General features: G+C 41.7%; 18 protein-coding genes. 14 read left to right on the top strand and 4 right to left on the bottom strand.

Translation table 11 applies throughout. The features are described from left to right. The first annotated feature begins 2 nt into the window (after positions 1–2). Positions 3–179, top strand: coding sequence for a hypothetical protein (locus IPJ09_12290; protein MBK7372196.1), 177 nt, complete (start codon positions 3–5; stop codon positions 177–179). 41 nt (positions 180–220) lie between these two features. Here the strand turns inward: IPJ09_12290 and smpB are convergent, their stop codons facing one another. Beyond that, on the bottom strand, positions 221–670 hold the full coding sequence (smpB, locus tag IPJ09_12295; protein ID MBK7372197.1) for an SsrA-binding protein SmpB: 450 nt from the start codon (positions 668–670) through the stop codon (positions 221–223). 243 nt (positions 671–913) lie between these two features. Here smpB and IPJ09_12300 point away from each other — a divergent pair, with 243 nt between their 5' ends. The 4 genes from IPJ09_12300 to IPJ09_12315 are packed head-to-tail and all read left to right on the top strand — an operon-like array spanning position 914 to position 4,437. After that, positions 914–1,657: a DJ-1/PfpI family protein gene (locus tag IPJ09_12300; GenBank protein ID MBK7372198.1), complete on the top strand. Its 744-nt coding sequence runs from the start codon at positions 914–916 to the stop codon at positions 1,655–1,657. After that, positions 1,654–2,775: a DUF4271 domain-containing protein gene (locus IPJ09_12305; protein ID MBK7372199.1), complete on the top strand. Its 1,122-nt coding sequence runs from the start codon at positions 1,654–1,656 to the stop codon at positions 2,773–2,775. Before IPJ09_12300 ends, IPJ09_12305 begins: the two co-directional genes overlap by 4 nt. A 59-nt stretch (positions 2,776–2,834) precedes the next feature. Then, a complete protein-coding gene (locus IPJ09_12310; protein ID MBK7372200.1) occupies positions 2,835–3,608 on the top strand; it encodes a uroporphyrinogen-III synthase in 774 nt (257 codons plus the stop codon). 10 nt (positions 3,609–3,618) lie between these two features. Next, complete coding sequence (locus tag IPJ09_12315; GenBank protein ID MBK7372201.1) at positions 3,619–4,437, top strand: M15 family metallopeptidase; 819 nt, start codon at positions 3,619–3,621, stop codon at positions 4,435–4,437. A gap of 11 nt (positions 4,438–4,448) precedes the next feature. Here IPJ09_12315 and IPJ09_12320 read toward each other — a convergent pair whose 3' ends face one another. Then, entirely contained in the window at positions 4,449–5,120 is a 672-nt protein-coding gene (locus tag IPJ09_12320) for an epimerase (protein ID MBK7372202.1), read from the bottom strand. A gap of 136 nt (positions 5,121–5,256) precedes the next feature. Here IPJ09_12320 and IPJ09_12325 point away from each other — a divergent pair, with 136 nt between their 5' ends. From IPJ09_12325 to ygiD, 5 genes are all read left to right on the top strand, one after another. Further along, the gene (locus IPJ09_12325) at positions 5,257–6,261 is read left to right on the top strand and encodes a DUF3089 domain-containing protein (protein ID MBK7372203.1); all 1,005 of its coding nucleotides are present in this window, start codon (positions 5,257–5,259) and stop codon (positions 6,259–6,261) included. A gap of 130 nt (positions 6,262–6,391) precedes the next feature. Further along, positions 6,392–7,726, top strand: a complete 1,335-nt coding sequence (locus IPJ09_12330) for an amino acid permease (protein MBK7372204.1) — start codon at positions 6,392–6,394, stop codon at positions 7,724–7,726. Continuing rightward, positions 7,723–8,634, top strand: coding sequence for a hypothetical protein (locus IPJ09_12335; protein ID MBK7372205.1), 912 nt, complete (start codon positions 7,723–7,725; stop codon positions 8,632–8,634). The genes IPJ09_12330 and IPJ09_12335 overlap by 4 nt, the downstream gene beginning before the upstream one ends. 59 nt (positions 8,635–8,693) lie before the next feature. Further along, positions 8,694–9,902, top strand: coding sequence for an FtsX-like permease family protein (locus IPJ09_12340; protein MBK7372206.1), 1,209 nt, complete (start codon positions 8,694–8,696; stop codon positions 9,900–9,902). A 201-nt stretch (positions 9,903–10,103) separates the two neighbouring features. Then, positions 10,104–10,925, top strand: a complete 822-nt coding sequence (gene ygiD, locus IPJ09_12345; GenBank protein MBK7372207.1) for a 4,5-DOPA dioxygenase extradiol — start codon at positions 10,104–10,106, stop codon at positions 10,923–10,925. A 10-nt stretch (positions 10,926–10,935) separates the two neighbouring features. On the opposite strand, the gene IPJ09_12350 is transcribed toward ygiD, so the two are convergent. Both IPJ09_12350 and dnaN read right to left on the bottom strand, forming a co-directional pair. Beyond that, a complete protein-coding gene (locus tag IPJ09_12350; protein ID MBK7372208.1) occupies positions 10,936–11,508 on the bottom strand; it encodes a nicotinate-nucleotide adenylyltransferase in 573 nt (190 codons plus the stop codon). Between the two features lie 356 nt (positions 11,509–11,864). Beyond that, complete coding sequence (dnaN, locus tag IPJ09_12355; protein ID MBK7372209.1) at positions 11,865–12,986, bottom strand: DNA polymerase III subunit beta; 1,122 nt, start codon at positions 12,984–12,986, stop codon at positions 11,865–11,867. A gap of 179 nt (positions 12,987–13,165) precedes the next feature. Here dnaN and IPJ09_12360 point away from each other — a divergent pair, with 179 nt between their 5' ends. The 4 genes from IPJ09_12360 (at position 13,166) to IPJ09_12375 (ending at position 16,965) form a co-directional block, all read left to right on the top strand. After that, positions 13,166–14,422, top strand: a complete 1,257-nt coding sequence (locus IPJ09_12360; protein ID MBK7372210.1) for an insulinase family protein — start codon at positions 13,166–13,168, stop codon at positions 14,420–14,422. 152 nt (positions 14,423–14,574) lie between these two features. Then, the gene (locus IPJ09_12365; GenBank protein ID MBK7372211.1) at positions 14,575–15,606 is read left to right on the top strand and encodes a rod shape-determining protein; all 1,032 of its coding nucleotides are present in this window, start codon (positions 14,575–14,577) and stop codon (positions 15,604–15,606) included. Between the two features lie 16 nt (positions 15,607–15,622). Further along, a complete protein-coding gene (gene mreC, locus IPJ09_12370; GenBank protein MBK7372212.1) occupies positions 15,623–16,450 on the top strand; it encodes a rod shape-determining protein MreC in 828 nt (275 codons plus the stop codon). Then, positions 16,447–16,965, top strand: a complete 519-nt coding sequence (locus IPJ09_12375) for a hypothetical protein (GenBank protein ID MBK7372213.1) — start codon at positions 16,447–16,449, stop codon at positions 16,963–16,965. The genes mreC and IPJ09_12375 overlap by 4 nt, the downstream gene beginning before the upstream one ends. Positions 16,966–17,015 lie beyond the last annotated feature (50 nt).

Genomic DNA, 17,015 nt, shown 5'->3' on the forward strand with positions numbered 1-17,015 from the left:
GCATGGAAAGAAAAATAGTTAAGTTTGAAACTTTTGAAGCCCAGGAGCTCTATTTTTTGGGCTATTATTATACACTTTCACCGATGGAACGATTGCGGGCTTTGGTTGCCTTGCAGAGCAAAGGAAGAAACCAACCTTTCAAACTTGAAAAAAAATCACCATCGTCAGAGATAATCTGAATGATAGATCTGGAAAACAAAGAACTTTTTTATTTTTTATACTATTCCCGCCTGGTTTTATCCATTCTCTCTAATTCCCGCCGGGTGTCTTTAGCTTTGATGGCCTCTCTTTTGTCAAAGGACTTTTTACCTTCAGCGAGTACAATCTCCATCTTGATCAATCCTCTATCGGAAAGGTAGAGTCTGAAAGGTACTATGGTCATACCTTTTTCTTCCACCTTGGTTTTTAATTTTTTTAGCTCGTTTTTCTTCAATAATAGCTTTCTCTCCCTGAGTGAGTCATGGGTAGCCCAGGCCGCAGCTTGTTTAAAGGGAGCTACATGGAAATTGCGGATAAACAACTCATTATCTCTGAAATAACAAAAAGCATCGTTGATATTAGCATTACCTTCCCGTATAGATTTTACTTCAGCTCCATCCAATATGATTCCCGCTTCAAACGATTGTTTAAAGAGAAATTCATGTTGAGCTTTTCTATTTTTAATCTCCATGGTTGACCTGATGTTTTTTATCTGCTTACCGAATATTGTAATTCTTTCGATGGGTTAAAGATTTGCCAAATTTCCGAATTTTGGTAATCTATTATATTATTTGCCGTAATCTTGATTATCCAACCTAATACATCACAAAATTGTGCTACAATAAAAAAAATAACAATTTTGCTATTAAATACGTTTGAGACTGAAATGAAATATTTAAAGAACATCCTGGGCAGCTATCTATTTTTCATTGGTATGCTTGGGCTTTTATGGCCTGGATGCGTGGCAGATAAGAATGGCCAAAGCGAGCTTAAAGCCAAGGCAGTCAAAGCAGAGGCTTTAAAAATTTTGCCAGAAAGGTACAATGTTGCTTTTTTGGTCATGAATGGTGTCTTTAATACGGAATTGACCGCACCCTATGATGTATTTCAGCATACCCAGTATAGAGAAAACATTAAATCTATGAATGTCTTTACGGTAGCCAATACCAATGATTATATCAGGACATTTGAAGGCCTTCATATAAAACCAGACTACAATTATCTTGAGGATGACCTGCCCAATATAGACATCCTGGTCGTGCCAAGTGCCGAGCATCATATAGATACAGATCTTAAGGATACCGCCATGATAGCCTGGGTGAAGGACATCGGGCAGAAGGCAATGTTCGTCACCTCACATTGCGATGGGGCCTTTGTGCTTGCACAGGCAGGATTGCTCAATGGAATTGCCTGCACCACCTTTCCTGCAGACATCAAAAGTTTTAAAGAATCATTTCCTTCTATCAGAATATACGAGAATGTGGTATTGGTGCATGACAAAAACGTGATTACTTCGTCAGGAGGTGCCAAATCATTTGATGCTGCCTTATATTTGATCCAACTTTTGTATGGCAAGGCTGTAACGGACAAAATTGCAAAAGGCCTGGTCATAGATTGGGATCTAAATGATGTCAAAAAAGTCGTAGTGCATCAGGGTAATGGTTATTCTACTTTATGAAAAGAAACATTTTCAACAATTTCCTCATCTTACTTTTAACGCTGACTTGTGCCTACAAGACAATTAGTCAGAATCCTTTTGATATCAAAAAACCTGGTTCTGAGGTGCCTCCAACCGTGGTTAAAAAACTCAATCCTCCTGCAGTTGTAAAAAAAGCAGACACTGTCATTCGATCTACTTCCAATGGCTCTTCCATCTTACAGGATACCACAAAAACCCTCATAACAGAAAAACCACAAGCATCCACGCCAGCTTCTATCTTAAACAGCACGACCTCTGGGTCAATTGCGCCTACCGGTCATCTTAACCTCCCTAAATCTCCAACTTCAGGCCTGGATGGAGGAAACAATCCCTTTAATATCATCCCTCCCTCAGCGACTAACCCATCTCCTACAGTCAAATCAAACGAACCTAATGTCCAGCCCGGTGTACAAGAGATTAAGGAAAAAGTCGTTGATTTTAAAGAAGCAACTACCAATAATAATAGCACTATCAGCAAAAATGCCTGGTTTATCATCTATATCTTCTTGTTTTTGATGGCAGCCATTGCAATTAATTTTAACAGATCATATCCAATAGCTTTGATCAAGGCTACGTACAATCAAAATCAACTCAGATCACTTTTTAAAGAGGCATTTAAAGGTAATCACATGATGATCTTTGGGATCCTTTATTTTATATTCATCATCAATGCCGGTATATTCACCTATCTGAGTTTTAAAATATTTCAGATGGCATCGCTTTCCTTATTCATGTGCATCCTGATAGTCCTGGTGGTATATCTGGTCCGGCACCTGGTAATGTTGGTGCTGGCGCAAGTATTTCCACTGGAGAAAGAGGCCGCTTTTTTTAGTTTTACCATCGGGATACATAATCTAGCTTTGGGCTTGGCCCTTATGTTGATCAATATTTGCCTGTCATTTGTGGATGAAGAAACAGGTAAAATGCTGATATTTAGTGGATTAAGTCTCATTCTAGTCTTATATGCCCTAAGGCAAATCAGGGGCTTGCTCAATAATATACCTACCATCCTCTCAGGTAAATTTCATTTTATTATTTACCTTTGCACCGTGGAAATAGCCCCTTGGATCTTATTGGCTGGGATGATACTCAAATAATAAGGTTCAAGTCAATCGAAGGGGGTTGATTTTAAAAACCGAAAACTTGAATCTTATTGATGGGTACTACAGGCAAGACCTCTACTGAAAAATTTAAACGGATCAAAACTATATTGGTATCTCAGCCTAAGCCTGATCATTCGCCATATACCAATATAGAAAAAAAATACGATCTAAAAATAGACTTTATTCCTTTTAACCAGATCGATCCGGTTACTGAAAAGGAATTTAGAAAAGCCAGGATCCGCCCCGATGAATTTACTGCCGTCATCTTTACCAGTAAAACCGCCATCGAACACTATTTTCGTATCTGCGAAGAAATGCGCATTAAGGTCAATCCCGATATGAAATACTTTTGCCTTACTGAGGCCATAGGTAATTATCTTCAGAAATTTATCCTGTACCGAAAACGAAAGGTATTCGTCGGGACCAAAAATATTGAAGATCTTAGTTCATATTTTAACAAGCACAAAAACGAAAAATTTCTCCTGCCAAGCAGTGATGCCGGCTCCAGTGATATACAGGATTATCTCGCTACCAAAGGTATCAAGGTCGTAGAAGCTATTATGTATCGTACAGTTAGTTGTGACCTATCACATTTAAAACATATCAAATACGATGTCCTGGTGTTTTTCTCCCCGCTTTGTTTGAAGTCTTTGTATGACAATTTTCCTGACTTCAAACAGGATGAAACTCGGATAGCCGCTTTTGGCAGTTCTACTTCTAAGGCTGTAGAAGAAATTGGACTCAGCCTCAATATTAAGGCTCCGGCACCAGATGTGCCATCCATGAGTATGGCGCTGGAAAAGTATCTGGTCGTCTCCAATAAATAATGAGTTTTCAATGAATTTTATTATCGCGTTATTAAGTCCGAATGGGCTTAAAAGTGGAGTGATATTGATGGTGTGTAGTATACTGTTCTGCAAGCCTAAACTGATTCCACCTCTTTTGGATGGGACGACCAGCACGTTGGTTTCAGATCAATCCTTGCCGACCGGCGGGGTAGATACCTTGACCTATGTCATGGGTAAGTTCGATCCGGCAGAACATCCATCCTTTAGCCAGGTACCTTTGATATATGCATCAAGGTCAGGTATGTACCTTCGCTCAGAGGCTTTAGAAGCTTTTATTAATATGAGTACTGCCGCCACCAGAGAAGGCATCCATCTCAAAATAATCTCTGCTACCAGAAACTTTTATGCTCAAAAAAATATTTGGGAAGATAAATGGAATGGTAGAAGACTGGTAGAAAATGGGCAAAATCTGGCAATTACCACTCCCGACCCCATCAAGCGGGCACTTAAAATACTCGAATATTCTTCTATGCCAGGGAGTTCACGCCATCATTGGGGTACAGATATGGATCTTAACGCCCTTGAAAATGCTTATTTTTCTGCGGGTGAAGGTAAAAAGATCTACGATTGGTTAGTAAAGCATGGTCATGAATTTGGGTTTTGCCAGCCATATACTGCCGGAAGACTTAGTGGGTATCATGTAGAAAAATGGCACTGGAGTTATATGCCGGTTGCCCGGCCATTGACAGATTATTGTTTAAACCATCTCCACAATGAGGCAATACAGGGTTTTGATGGTGCTCAAACCGCCAGCCAGATCAATATTGTAGAGGATTATGTATTAGGCATCAACCAACAGTGCAAATAAGTGATCATAGATCAGATAGTGTTTGACTGACCACTTGATTTGATATCAGCAGCTTCGAGAATGGGGCTTTTATATCCCTCCAAGGCCGATCGAATCATAGCCTGCCCTAATTGTTTTAAGGTAATGATATAATTGGGTGCTAATGATCTTAATATCGGCGCTATCCATCCCAGGTATTTGTACATCGACAGCGTATTGTGCAATCCTTTAGTTGGTTCTATCATTGGAGGTCGAAAACAGTATACTGCTCTGAAGGGCAATTTCATCAGGTCGTTTTCAGTCCTGCCCTTTACCCTTGCCCACATACTCCTACCTAGCTCCGTGCTGTCAGTGCCAGCTCCGGAGATATAACAAAAAGTCATATCAGGATTGACCTTGCACAATACGCCAGCTATATGCATGGTGAGGGTATGGGTCATCCTGGTATAGTCAGACTCATTCATCCCTACCGAAGATACTCCGAGGCAAAAAAAACAAGCATTATAGCCGGTTACAGATTTATCCAGGCCCGAAATATCAAAAAAATCCTGATGGATGATCTCAGAGAGCTTAGCATGTTGTACGCCACATGGCTTTCGGTTGATGACCAGGATCGACTCTACCTGCGGATGGAAGAGACACTCATGTAGTACTCCCTCTCCTACCATACCGGTGGTTCCTGTGATGATGACTTTAAGGTTCATTTGAGTAAAATTAGTAAATTAAAAACTCTTGTATTATATCTTGACGGCGCCAAAGGTCAAACGACGATTTGGTTAAAGGATCTTAAATGGACACCAGTACGAACATACTCTTCAGTACTAGCCTTACTTTTGTGGCATGAAGCGATTTCCTTTGTTGTTGTGTTTATTTTTTCTGGTTTGCTGTGGCCCCTCCAAACAAATTCTCAATGCGGATAAGGCTGTCGATTATGGAGACGAGGCACATTGGGCGGCCTTACCAGGCAAACAAGATCCTTCAGATAATTCGCCTGATGGTTTGACTGAGCCCACCGATTTGCCTATTGATGTGTTTTTCCTCTATCCGACTTCTTTTTTGGCCAAAAGAGATCGTTCACTTTGGAATGCAGCCATCGACAATCAGAAAGTCAATAAGCTTACGGATCAATCTTCTATAAAATACCAGGCAAGTATATTCAATCAGGTAGGCAATATCTATGCCCCCAGGTATCGTCAAGCCCATTATTACGCGTATTTTTCTGCAGACAGATTGCAAGCTAAAAAGGCTTTTGACCTGGCTTACAATGACATCAAGACTGCCTTCCAATATTATTTGGATCATTATAATCATGGCAAACCTATCATCATAGCAGGGCATAGCCAGGGTACGACTCACGGCATGAGGCTGGTAAAAGAATTTTTTGACGGAACGCCATTACAGCACCAACTTGTAGTCGCTTATCTGCCCGGCATCCCTATTCCTCAAGGCTATTTTAAATCTATACAACCATGTACCTCCTCAGATGAGCTTGCTTGTGTCAATAGCTGGCGCACTTATAAATACGGTTATGAACCAGAGTTTTTAGTCAAAGAACCACCAATGATCGTCGTCAATCCCCTGACCTGGGATGCAGCGCCGGCGTTGGCGTCTAAGGACTTAAACAGAGGAGCTGTTTTAAAAAAATTTAAGGGGGGTGTTTTAAAAGGTATCACCGATGCCCAGATACACAAAAACATTTTATGGGTACACAAACCAAAGTTTCCAGGCAGTTTTTTATACAGAAGCAATAATTTTCATATCGCTGATTTCAATTTTTTCTATCTGGATATACGCGAAAATGCGATTCAACGAAGGGAGGAATATCTTCAACAAGGGAAGAGATGATTCGGATATAGTTATAGACTTGCCAGATTTTTGCAGTTCGTACTCACTTTCCAACAGACTCACGCATGTACAGGGAATTGCCTTACAAAGCTCATGACATTTCATACCTTGCAGGGATAACCTTGAGTGCATGACCGATCAAATAAAAAAAATAGGACTTTGGACAGGAACTTCCCTGGTAGTCGGCAATATGGTTGCTTCAGGCATCTTTATGCTTCCGGCTACCCTTGCTTCTTATGGCACGCTCAGTTTGATAGGTTGGTTATTGTCAGGTTTGGGTGCCATCACCCTGGCCTTGGTTTACAGTTGGCTGAGCCGCATTATGCCCTTGGCTCAAGGCGGGCCATATGCATATTCGCGCGCAGGTATGGGTGAGTTTGCAGGATTTTGGGTAGCCTGGAGTTATTGGATCAGCGTATGGTGTACCAATGCTGCCCTGGCCATCGCTTGTGTAAGTTATCTCACTACTTTTTTTCCGTTTATCGGTTACAGTCCGGTTAATTCCGTTTTGTCAGGCTTGTTTTTGATATGGTTTTTGACCTGGCTCAATACTACAGGGATCCGCAATGCAGGCGTCATGCAGCTGATCACAACCGTAGCCAAGATAGTTCCATTGGCTTTGATCGCCATTGGTGGTTTATTTTATTTAAACACGGCTCATTTTGAGGTTTTTAATCGGACGGAGTCATCCAGCCTGATGGCCATAGTAAAGGCTACTACGCTCACTTTTTTTGCTTTTTTAGGACTCGAATGTGCGACCATACCTTCTACATCCATGGAGTCACCTGAGAAAAACATTCCTAAAGCCACCATATATGGTACACTCATCAGCACCGCCATATATATATTGTGTACTGTAGCTGTCATGGGCATACTTCCTCCAGAGTCCCTGATTGTTTCCAAAGCGCCATTGGCAGATGCAGCTGGTTCTATTTGGGGTGACTGGGCCCGATATCTGATCGGAGCGGGTGCAGTCATATCAACTTTTGGCGCACTCAATGGCTGGATCCTGGTCCAAGGACAAATCCCGGCAGCAGCTGCTGTAGACAAGCTTTTGCCTGCTATTTTCGCCAAAATGAATCATAAGCAGACACCGGTATTTGGATTGGTCATCTCCAGTATCCTGGTATCTTTTTTGATGATCATGAATTACAATAAAAGCCTGGCTTCAGCTTACGAATTCGCTATTTTGTTATCCACCCTCGCCGTTTTAATGCCCTATCTTTTTTCAGTCGTATCCTATATTATACTTGCTTCTCATCAAACAAAATACCCGCTAAAACCCATTCACTTTCTGGTAGCCATCATCGCATTTGTATTTTCGGTATGGGCTGTGGTAGGTTCTGGAGCGGATACGGTGTTCTGGGGTTTTGTTCTATTATTGGCCGGACTGCCTCTATATGTTTTAATGAAAATGAATTCGGCGTCTTCCATTGTCCAACAGAATAAATCAATCCAACCTTGAGAAAAAAATTTACCTACCAGTCAGAATACGATGAAATAGACAGCATCATACTCAAAAGACCCAAGGATGCCTTTGTATCAAAAGAGGTGATTTCTGCTCAATGGCAGGACCTGGCTTTTGTCAATCCACCTGATTTGGATCAGGCAATCCATGAATATGATCAATTTGAACAGTTGATCATTAAAAAATGCTCACACGTATATCATCTTCCTGTTGCTGAAGAGGTGACGATGGATTCTATCTATTGCAGGGATGCAGCGCTGATCACTGATCATGGACTGATCTTATGCAATATGGGCAAAGCGCAGCGTGCGCTTGAACCTCAAGCCATCCGCTCATTATGCTCGACGCATGATCTTCCTATCCTGGGCGAGATCAAATCACCAGGCACAGTGGAAGGCGGAGATACTGCCTGGATCACCTCTAACACTATGGCTGTAGGACATACCTATCGCACGAATGATGATGGTATCAACCAACTAAGGCAGCTACTGATGCCACTGGATATTGAAGTAGTCGTTGCAGAAATGCCTCATTACAAAGGCCCTGGCGATGTCTTCCATCTCATGTCAGTATTCAGTCCTGTAGATCGTGACCTTGCACTGGTATATTCTCCGCTGATGCCTATTTCATTCCGCAATCATTTACTTGACTTGCATTATCATTTGATAGAAGTACCTGCAGCTGAATTTGAATCCATGGGCTGCAATGTGCTGGCTATTGCTCCACGACATTGTATCATGGTGTCTGGCAACCCGCAGACGGCAGCTGCCTTGCGTCATGCAGGTTGTATCGTGGACGAGTACCCTGGCTCAGAGATCAGCATAAAAGGTGGCGGTGGACCTACCTGCCTCACCCGACCTCTGCGAAGAAAAACCATAGACACTGGGTTTTGGTCCATGGATTAGGCTAATTTGAAAGCTTATATGGAGCTATTGTTTAAAATTCTACCCACCTTTGTAATTACATGGCAGCATTGTCTTTTTCAAAGCGATATCTATTCGGCAAAAAATCTACCAATGCGATCAATATCATTTCCGGCGTCTCCGTCCTGGGTATCAGTATAGGGACTGCTGCACTTATATTGGTCATGTCCGTACTCAATGGATTTGAAGGTCTGATCAAAGGATTGATGAATAGTTTTAACCCGGATCTTAAAATCACCCTGGTTGAAGGAAAAACTTTCCCAATGGATGACACCCTGCTTGCAAAATTGGGAACCGTACCGGATGTGTTATCGGTCAGCGCCATTTTGGAAGAAACTGCTCTTTTGGAATATAAAGGGATCAAAGATTTTGCCATTTTAAAAGGGGTAGATTCAAATTTTATACACCAATCAGCTTTGCCTGCCCAATTAAGCGAAGGCAATTTTGTTTTAAAATCTCCACTGGGGTATCATGCTGTAACCGGCATCGGAATCCGCAATAAACTAGCCATCAGCATAGATGATGACTTCGCCAGATTGTCTGCCTTTATGCCAGACCCCAAAGGTTCGACCTTTCAGCCATTCAAAAAAAGGATATTGATACCGTCAGGTGTATTTAGCATCCAACAAGAATATGATAATAAATATGTCTTTGTCGATTTGGGCTTTATACAGGACCTGGTAGGAAAAACGAACCAGGTAAGCGGTATCGAAATAGCCCTTCAGGACTATACTAAGCGGAACCTGGTGAGCGCAGCCATACAAAAAGTGCTTGGCCAAGAGTATAAAATACAGGATAGAGACCAACAGGATGCCGCATTCTACAAACTGATGCAAATTGAAAAATGGGTTTCATATGCCATCTTGAGTTTTGTGTTGGTATTGGTGGCTTTTAATATTGTTGGAGCGCTATGGATGATCGTATTGGAAAAGAAAAAGGATCTGATGGTCCTAAAATCCATGGGCATGAAAGATCATCGGGTCAAACTCATCGTTTTGAGCACCGGTTTATTGATCACCGGATTGGGGATATGCATCGGTTTTGCACTGGCTGTTATATTGTTTTTGTTGCAGCAAAAATATGGTCTGGTACCTATCCCCGAAGGATTTTTGGTAGACAGATATCCAATAGAAATCAAATGGTTTGATTTTTTAGTAGTAGGCCTGACTGTAACTGGTATAGGTATTGTAGCATCAATATTGCCCGCCAGAAAGGCAGCAGTCTTGCATGAAGCGATTCGATATGAATAAAAAAAAGATTGTCGCCGGGTCGCAACAATCTTTTAAACTTGGGGTTTGAGTACAATGATTAGAATAGAACTAAAAGTGCGTGATACCTCACAGATTATTAATGTAATTTGTTTTAATAATGTCACCCCGAAACGAAGATATTTTAAAAAATGTACATATTAAATATAATTTTATTCATAAGTATATACAAATAAACATATTATGAATATTGAAAAATTGATCAACCAGTTTGAAGAAATAGATACAACGCTGCCAGCTCTGTTTATCGGGCATGGGTCGCCAATGAATGGTATAGAAATCAACGATTTTAGTCAAACCTGGGCGCGCCTCGGGGCAGAAATACCTACTCCAAAAGCTGTCCTATGTATCTCTGCTCACTGGCTGACCAAAGGTACGGCGGTGACTGCGATGACTTATCCCAGGACCATTCATGATTTTGGAGGATTTCCCTCTGAGCTATATCAGGTCAAATATCCTGCTCCAGGAAGCCCTGACCTGGCCGAACAAACCAAATCCCTGATCAAAAAAACGACCATCTCTCTGGACCATGATTGGGGCCTGGATCATGGCACCTGGACTGTAGTACGCCACATGTATCCAGAAGCGAATATCCCTGTATTACAATTGAGTATTGACTACAATCGTCCTGCAGCCTATCATTATGAATTAGGGCGAGACCTTGCATCTCTACGCAAACGAGGCGTTTTGATCATCGGTAGTGGCAATATGGTACACAACCTTGGCATGGTCGCCTGGAACAAGATCTCCACACCAGATTTTGGTTTTGACTGGGCCAAGGAAATGAATACTATCTTTAAGTCCAAGCTCAAAGATCATGACAATAATGCATTGATCAATTATCCTGATCTGCACAAATCCGCCATGCTGGCTATACCTACACCGGATCACTACCTTCCCCTGATGTATGTATTAGGTGCAAAAACTACTAAAGACAAGGTGAGCTTTTTCAATGACCATTTGGTAGGAGGATCTTTGACTATGACTGGAGTGAAATACGGTTAGAATAACCACTCTAACTATACATAGAGCTCCCCTGGAGATATTCAAATACCGGCTCAGGTACCAGGTATTGCACACTTAAACCATCTCTGATCGACTCCCTGATATAGGTAGCCGACAGATCTAACAGAGGCGCATCAAAATGACTTATGTGCTCATGATGAGCCAGCGACCCAAGCTCGTATTTGGGCCGTTTGTACAGATATATTTGATATAGCTCCAGGATCTTTTCAAAGTTTTTCCATTTATGCAGGGTGGCGAGGTTATCTCCTCCCATGATCAGCACAAATTCATTTTCGGGATACTTCTCCTTGAGGTAAGTCAGTGTATCTATGGTATAGGAAGGTTTGGACAATGAGAATTCGATATTGGATGCTCTTAGCCTTGGATTTTGACCGATAGCCAATTGGACCATATGCAGCCTATCATAGTCTTTTGCTAAACTCGAGGCAGGTTTTAGAGGATTTTGAGGAGACACGACCATCCAGACCTGGTGCAGATCCGTCCGATAAGCCATAAAATTAGCTATGATCATATGCCCTGTATGCACCGGATTGAAAGAACCAAAGAATAGGCCGATTTTCATATATTAAATTTCAATGGCGATTTTCAATTGACAATATGCAATTGACAATGGGCAAATTGACAATTGACAATTGAATGTTATCTATTGGATTATTGTCTATTGCATATTGAACATTGACCATTGAAAATTGCTTTTTTCCTTCATTCGACCGCACAACTCCTACCCTAAAGGGAGTCTCCCGAAGTCTTCGGGACGCACTTTTGTCTATTGCTTATTGTCTATTGTGTCCTTCATTCGACCGCACTACCCCATCCCTAAAGGGTGTCTCCCGAAGCTTCGGGACGCACTATTGCCCATTGCCTATTGACCATTGCCCGTTGCTTATTGTCCATTGCCTCCCGAAGCTTCGGGATGCTCTAATGCGATTGATTAATCAGTACCGGCATCACCAACATGAGCAAATCCTGACCTTTGACTTCTTCCGCAGGGGTCACTATACCAGCACGATTAGGAGTGGAAAGCTTAAAACAAACTTCATCATAAGTCAACACACTTAACATCTCAATCAAAAACTTACCATTAAATGCAATACTCATAGGGCTGCCCTTGAAGGAGCAGGCCAGTTGTTCAGTAGCCTCATTGGAAAAATCTAGATCCTGGGAGGTGATAGTCAGGCTTCCGTCATCGATATGCAGCGCTACCTGGTTGGTAGTCTTATTGGCATAGATCGATATCCTTCTGAGAGATTGAAGTAGTTGTGGTCGATTGACAGTGAGGACATTTGGGTTGTCAACCGGAATGACTGCATTGTAGTCAGGATATTTGGCATCCAGCAGCCTACAAGCCATGATGGTATGACCAAACGTAAAAAAAGCATTTGATTTATTAAACGAAACCTCTACCTCCGTATCAGCAGGCAATACATTTTTGAGCAGATTGCAGGTCTTTTTAGGCAGAATAAATTGGGTAGCGACATCATTGGAGATCCCATGGAAGGCATATTTGACCAGTTTATGGGCATCCGTCGATACAAACAATATTTTATTAAAATCAAGTTGCACCAGTACTCCGGTCATGGCCAATCTTAGTTCGTCGTTGGAGGTGGCGAACAGTGTTTTATTAAAAGCCTCATGCAGGATGTCAGAATTGATTTTGATCGTATCCTGGGTGCTGGTAGAAGGAAAACTTGGGAAATCCCCTGCATTTTCACCTGCCAGTCGATACCTGCCATAACTGGAAGTGATCTCGATGCTATTGTTGGCAGGATCTACCGATACTGATACAGGCTGTTCCGGAAGCGACTTTAAGGTATCATTGAGGATCTTGGCTGGGATAGCTACAGAGCCATTTTGGTCAGCTTTGATCTCCATCTCAGTCTTGACTGATGTTTCGAGGTCAGTAGCAGAAATGGTCAGGATTTTCCCTTTCACATGAAACAGAAAATCTTCAAGAATTGGTAGCACAGGATTGGTACCAATGGCGCCAGAAGCTACTTGAATCTGTTTAAGCAATTCTGCTGAGGATACGCTAAATTTCATTGAGGTATATATTGATTGAGGCTGCAAAAATAACTAAAAGCAGTTAGGCAGCCAATATTCTATCCTATTTGAACCATTTTATCACAAGACCTTTAGAAGAAAAGAGAGATTCTAGATAAGTCTTAGAGCCTCAGACCAGTCGAATATCATTACTTTTGCACCCCATCAGGATCCATTCAATGCGCTCACGATCTTCTATCAAACAATATACTCCGCCTTCACCTATTATAAATCAGTCTCGCTGCAAGAATGGGGCTAGTTTTTTCCAGATTCACAGAGGCACCGTGCCTGCACTCAAGCTTGAACTCATGTTTCCGGCAGGCCGGCCCTATGAAGCCAAAAAAGGTCTGGCTACCGCTACCCTGCAACTGATCAAAGGAGGCACTACCAAAAAATCCGCTACCAAGGTAGCAGAAGGCTTCGATCACTGGGGCAGTTCCGTCAACTTTGATTATTATGTGGACCAGTGTGGGATCAAAGTCTATGTATTGGAAAAATACCTGGCCAAAGTATTGCCACTTCTGATCGAGATGCTGAGTGAGGCGGTTTTTCCAGCCAGTGAGCTCAAATTATACAAAAGGCAACAAAAGGAAAAACTGAGAAGCGATGACCTGAGAGGTGATGTAGTGGCATATAGAACCTTTACGGAGCATCTTTTTGGAACCAAACACCCTTATGGTTACAACAGTACAGTAGAATCTATTGAAGAAATCAATCGCGAGGATTTAATCAACCATTTTCAATCACATTACTGCATGGATCGCTGTAAAATATTTCTATCAGGGTCATTCGAGGAAAGTACAGCAAACTTGATACAGGACACTTTGGGTAACCTCCGTCTCAAAAACCACCGGCCACCCCGAAGGCATTTACCACATAAGTTTCCACCACCAGGCAATTTTCAAATTTTGCTCCAGGATTCGGTTCAAACCTCCATCAGATTAGGAAGGCGGCTATTTAACCGTCAGCATCCGGATTATGTAAGCATGTATGTGTTTAATACCCTGTTAGGCGGATACTACGGATCCAATCTAATGCAAAATCTAAGAGAAAAAAATGGGCTCACCTATCATATCTATTCCAGCCTGGATACCTTTATGCTGGATGGGTATTTTTTGATTTCAACAGAAGTAGATAAACTTAGGAGTCCGCTGGCAATCAGGGAGATCTATGCTGAAATCAATAGATTGAAAGCCAAGCCCGTCAAAGCATCTGAACTGCAGACTGTCAAAAACTACCTATTGGGCAGCTTCCTGCAATATTTTGAAAACGCTTTTGCCGAATCCGAATTGATCCGCGTCCTTTCCTTAGAGGGGGGAAAGGCAGCTTTTGTTCAATTAATCGAAGGCATCAAAAATGTGACCGCAGAAGATATTCAAAGGATTGCAAAAAAATATTTTCAAGAAAAAGATCTCACCTTGATCACCGTAGGCTAATTTTAAGTTAAAATCCTGAAAATAAATTCATTACCTCATAACATTATTCTAATATTATTTGTTTCCTTTGCGTTCCAATCCCGTGAATATTAGATTAATTTAATTTTAGGCAAAGTTTTTGCTTAAACAAATATGGGATTTAACAAATACGAATGAAGTGGTTTAATTTTTTTAAACAGGAATTAGCAATTGACCTGGGTACAGCGAATACGCTGATCATGCAAAATGATGTGATCGTTATTGATGAGCCATCTATCGTGGCTATCAATAGGAAAACAGGTGAAACTATCGCTGTAGGCTCCAGGGCTATGCAGATGCACGAAAAAACGCATGAAAATATCAAGACAATCAGGCCATTAAAAGATGGAGTGATTGCTGATTTTCAGGCTGCCGAAAAACTAATAGAAGGCCTCATCAACATGATAGGGACCAAACGAAACTTTTTTTCTCACCTTAAAATGGTGATCTGTATACCGTCCGGTATCACAGAAGTGGAAAAAAGAGCCGTTTTTGACTCAGCTGACCATGTAGACTCCAAAGAAACTTACCTCATTCATGAGCCCATGGCTGCTGCATTAGGTATAGGCCTGGATGTCGAAGAGCCAGTAGGTCATATCATCATCGATATCGGAGGAGGTACCACAGAAATTGCAGTAATAGCTATGTCCGGCATCGTTACAGACCAATCGATCAGGACAGCAGGAGATGAGTTTAACTACGATATAATGGAGTATATGAAGCGTGCCCATAATATCCTCATCGGCGAGCGCACTGCTGAGCAGCTGAAGATCAATGTAGGTTCTGCACTTAAACAACTGGAGTCTCCTCCAGATGACTACGCCGTCAATGGTCGTGATCTAATGACTGGTATCCCTAAGCAGATCACCGTCAATCATACAGAAATAGCGACTGCTTTGGACAAATCCATCGCAAAAATAGAGGATGCTATCCTCAAAGCCCTGGAATCGACCCCTCCTGAACTAGCCGCTGATATCTACAAAAATGGCCTTTACCTGACCGGTGGAGGTGCATTGCTGAGAGGACTGGACAAAAGGATTTCTGCCAAAACAAAACTACCTGTCAGGGTCGTAGATGATCCATTAAGAGCCGTAGTCAGAGGTACGGGACTTGCTTTAAAAAATTCTGATCGATATTCTTTTTTGATTGACCGGAAAAGTGTTTGATCTTTGATGCCGGATTATGCAAAATCTTTTTGCTTTTTTTTACCGGTATGCGTTTGTATTCCTTTTCTTGATATTGGAGTTTGTCAGTATTCGGCTGATTATTCGCAGGAATGAGAGTCAACGGGAGATTTTCCTCAATTCTTCTACTATATTCAGTGGCAAGCTATTAGAGAAAGTAAATAATGTTAAAAATTATTTTGGACTGCGTAAGGTCAATCATGATCTCGCTGCTGAAAATGCCAGTTTAAAGGCTCAGGTCTATAATTTGACCGGTACAGTAAATACACGAATCGATTCGGTCAATGACACCATCGGACAACAACGATTCCTACTGATACCCGCTCAGATCGTCAACAACTCCATCGAGTTCCGCAACAATATGATGACGATCAACAAAGGTGCCCTGGACGGGATAAAAAAATATTCAACTGTCATAGAATCCAATGGCATTGTTGGATTTGTAAAAAATGTAGGCCAACGATACTCCTCTGTAATCTCTATCCTCAATAGCAATGCCAGGGTGAGTGTCATGATCAAAAGAAATCACAATATTGGCAACATGGTTTGGGATGGCCACTCACCCATCCTGGTCAGCATCGAGGCCATACCGAAACATGCTGATATCAAGGTAGGAGATACGATCGTAACCACGGAATTCTCCCATTTTCCCAGAGGTCATGTAGTGGGTGAAATCATCAGCGCCACGATCGAACCAGGTGGTAACTTTTATGAAATTGAGGCCCGCCTTTTTAATGATATCGCTCGCACGGACAAAGTATACGTAGTCAGCGATCTGCATCGGAGTGAACTGGACAGTCTCGAACTATTAAACTCAATCAAATGAACAGTACCTGGCTTCGACAAAGCTTGAGATTTGTGTTTTTATTGCTTTTCCAGGTATTGGTATTAAAACAAGTGCATCTCTTTTGGGGATCATTTAATTATATTTCTCTGATTGTGATTCCACTTTGGGTATTGTTACTACCCATTACTACTCCCAGGTGGTTATTGGTATTGCTGGGTTTTCTGGCTGGGCTCTGTGTCGATTGGTTTTACGACTCACCGGGAGTCCATGCCAGTGCCGGCACTTTTCTCGGGTTTATCAGGCCCATGCTGCTCCGTTACCTCGAACCAAAAGGAGGTTATAATCGAATCCCCCTACCCAGCAAGTATCACCTTGGTCTCAATTGGTTTGTCTCTTATGCAAGCCTGGGCATGATAGCCTATTTGGTTTTTTACTTTTCTATGGAAGTATTTACGCCTGCCTTTTTTGTCACTATACTGTTAAAGACTGTCTTTAGTTTTATAATATCGATATTATTGGTGCTACTTTACATGTTTATATTTGATCCGGAATGAGATACGATGCCAAATGGATAATTCAGTTTGCAATACTTCTATTGAGTGGA

It is taken from the genome of Saprospiraceae bacterium, assembly GCA_016709995.1.
Lineage (GTDB): Bacteria > Bacteroidota > Bacteroidia > Chitinophagales > Saprospiraceae > JADJLQ01.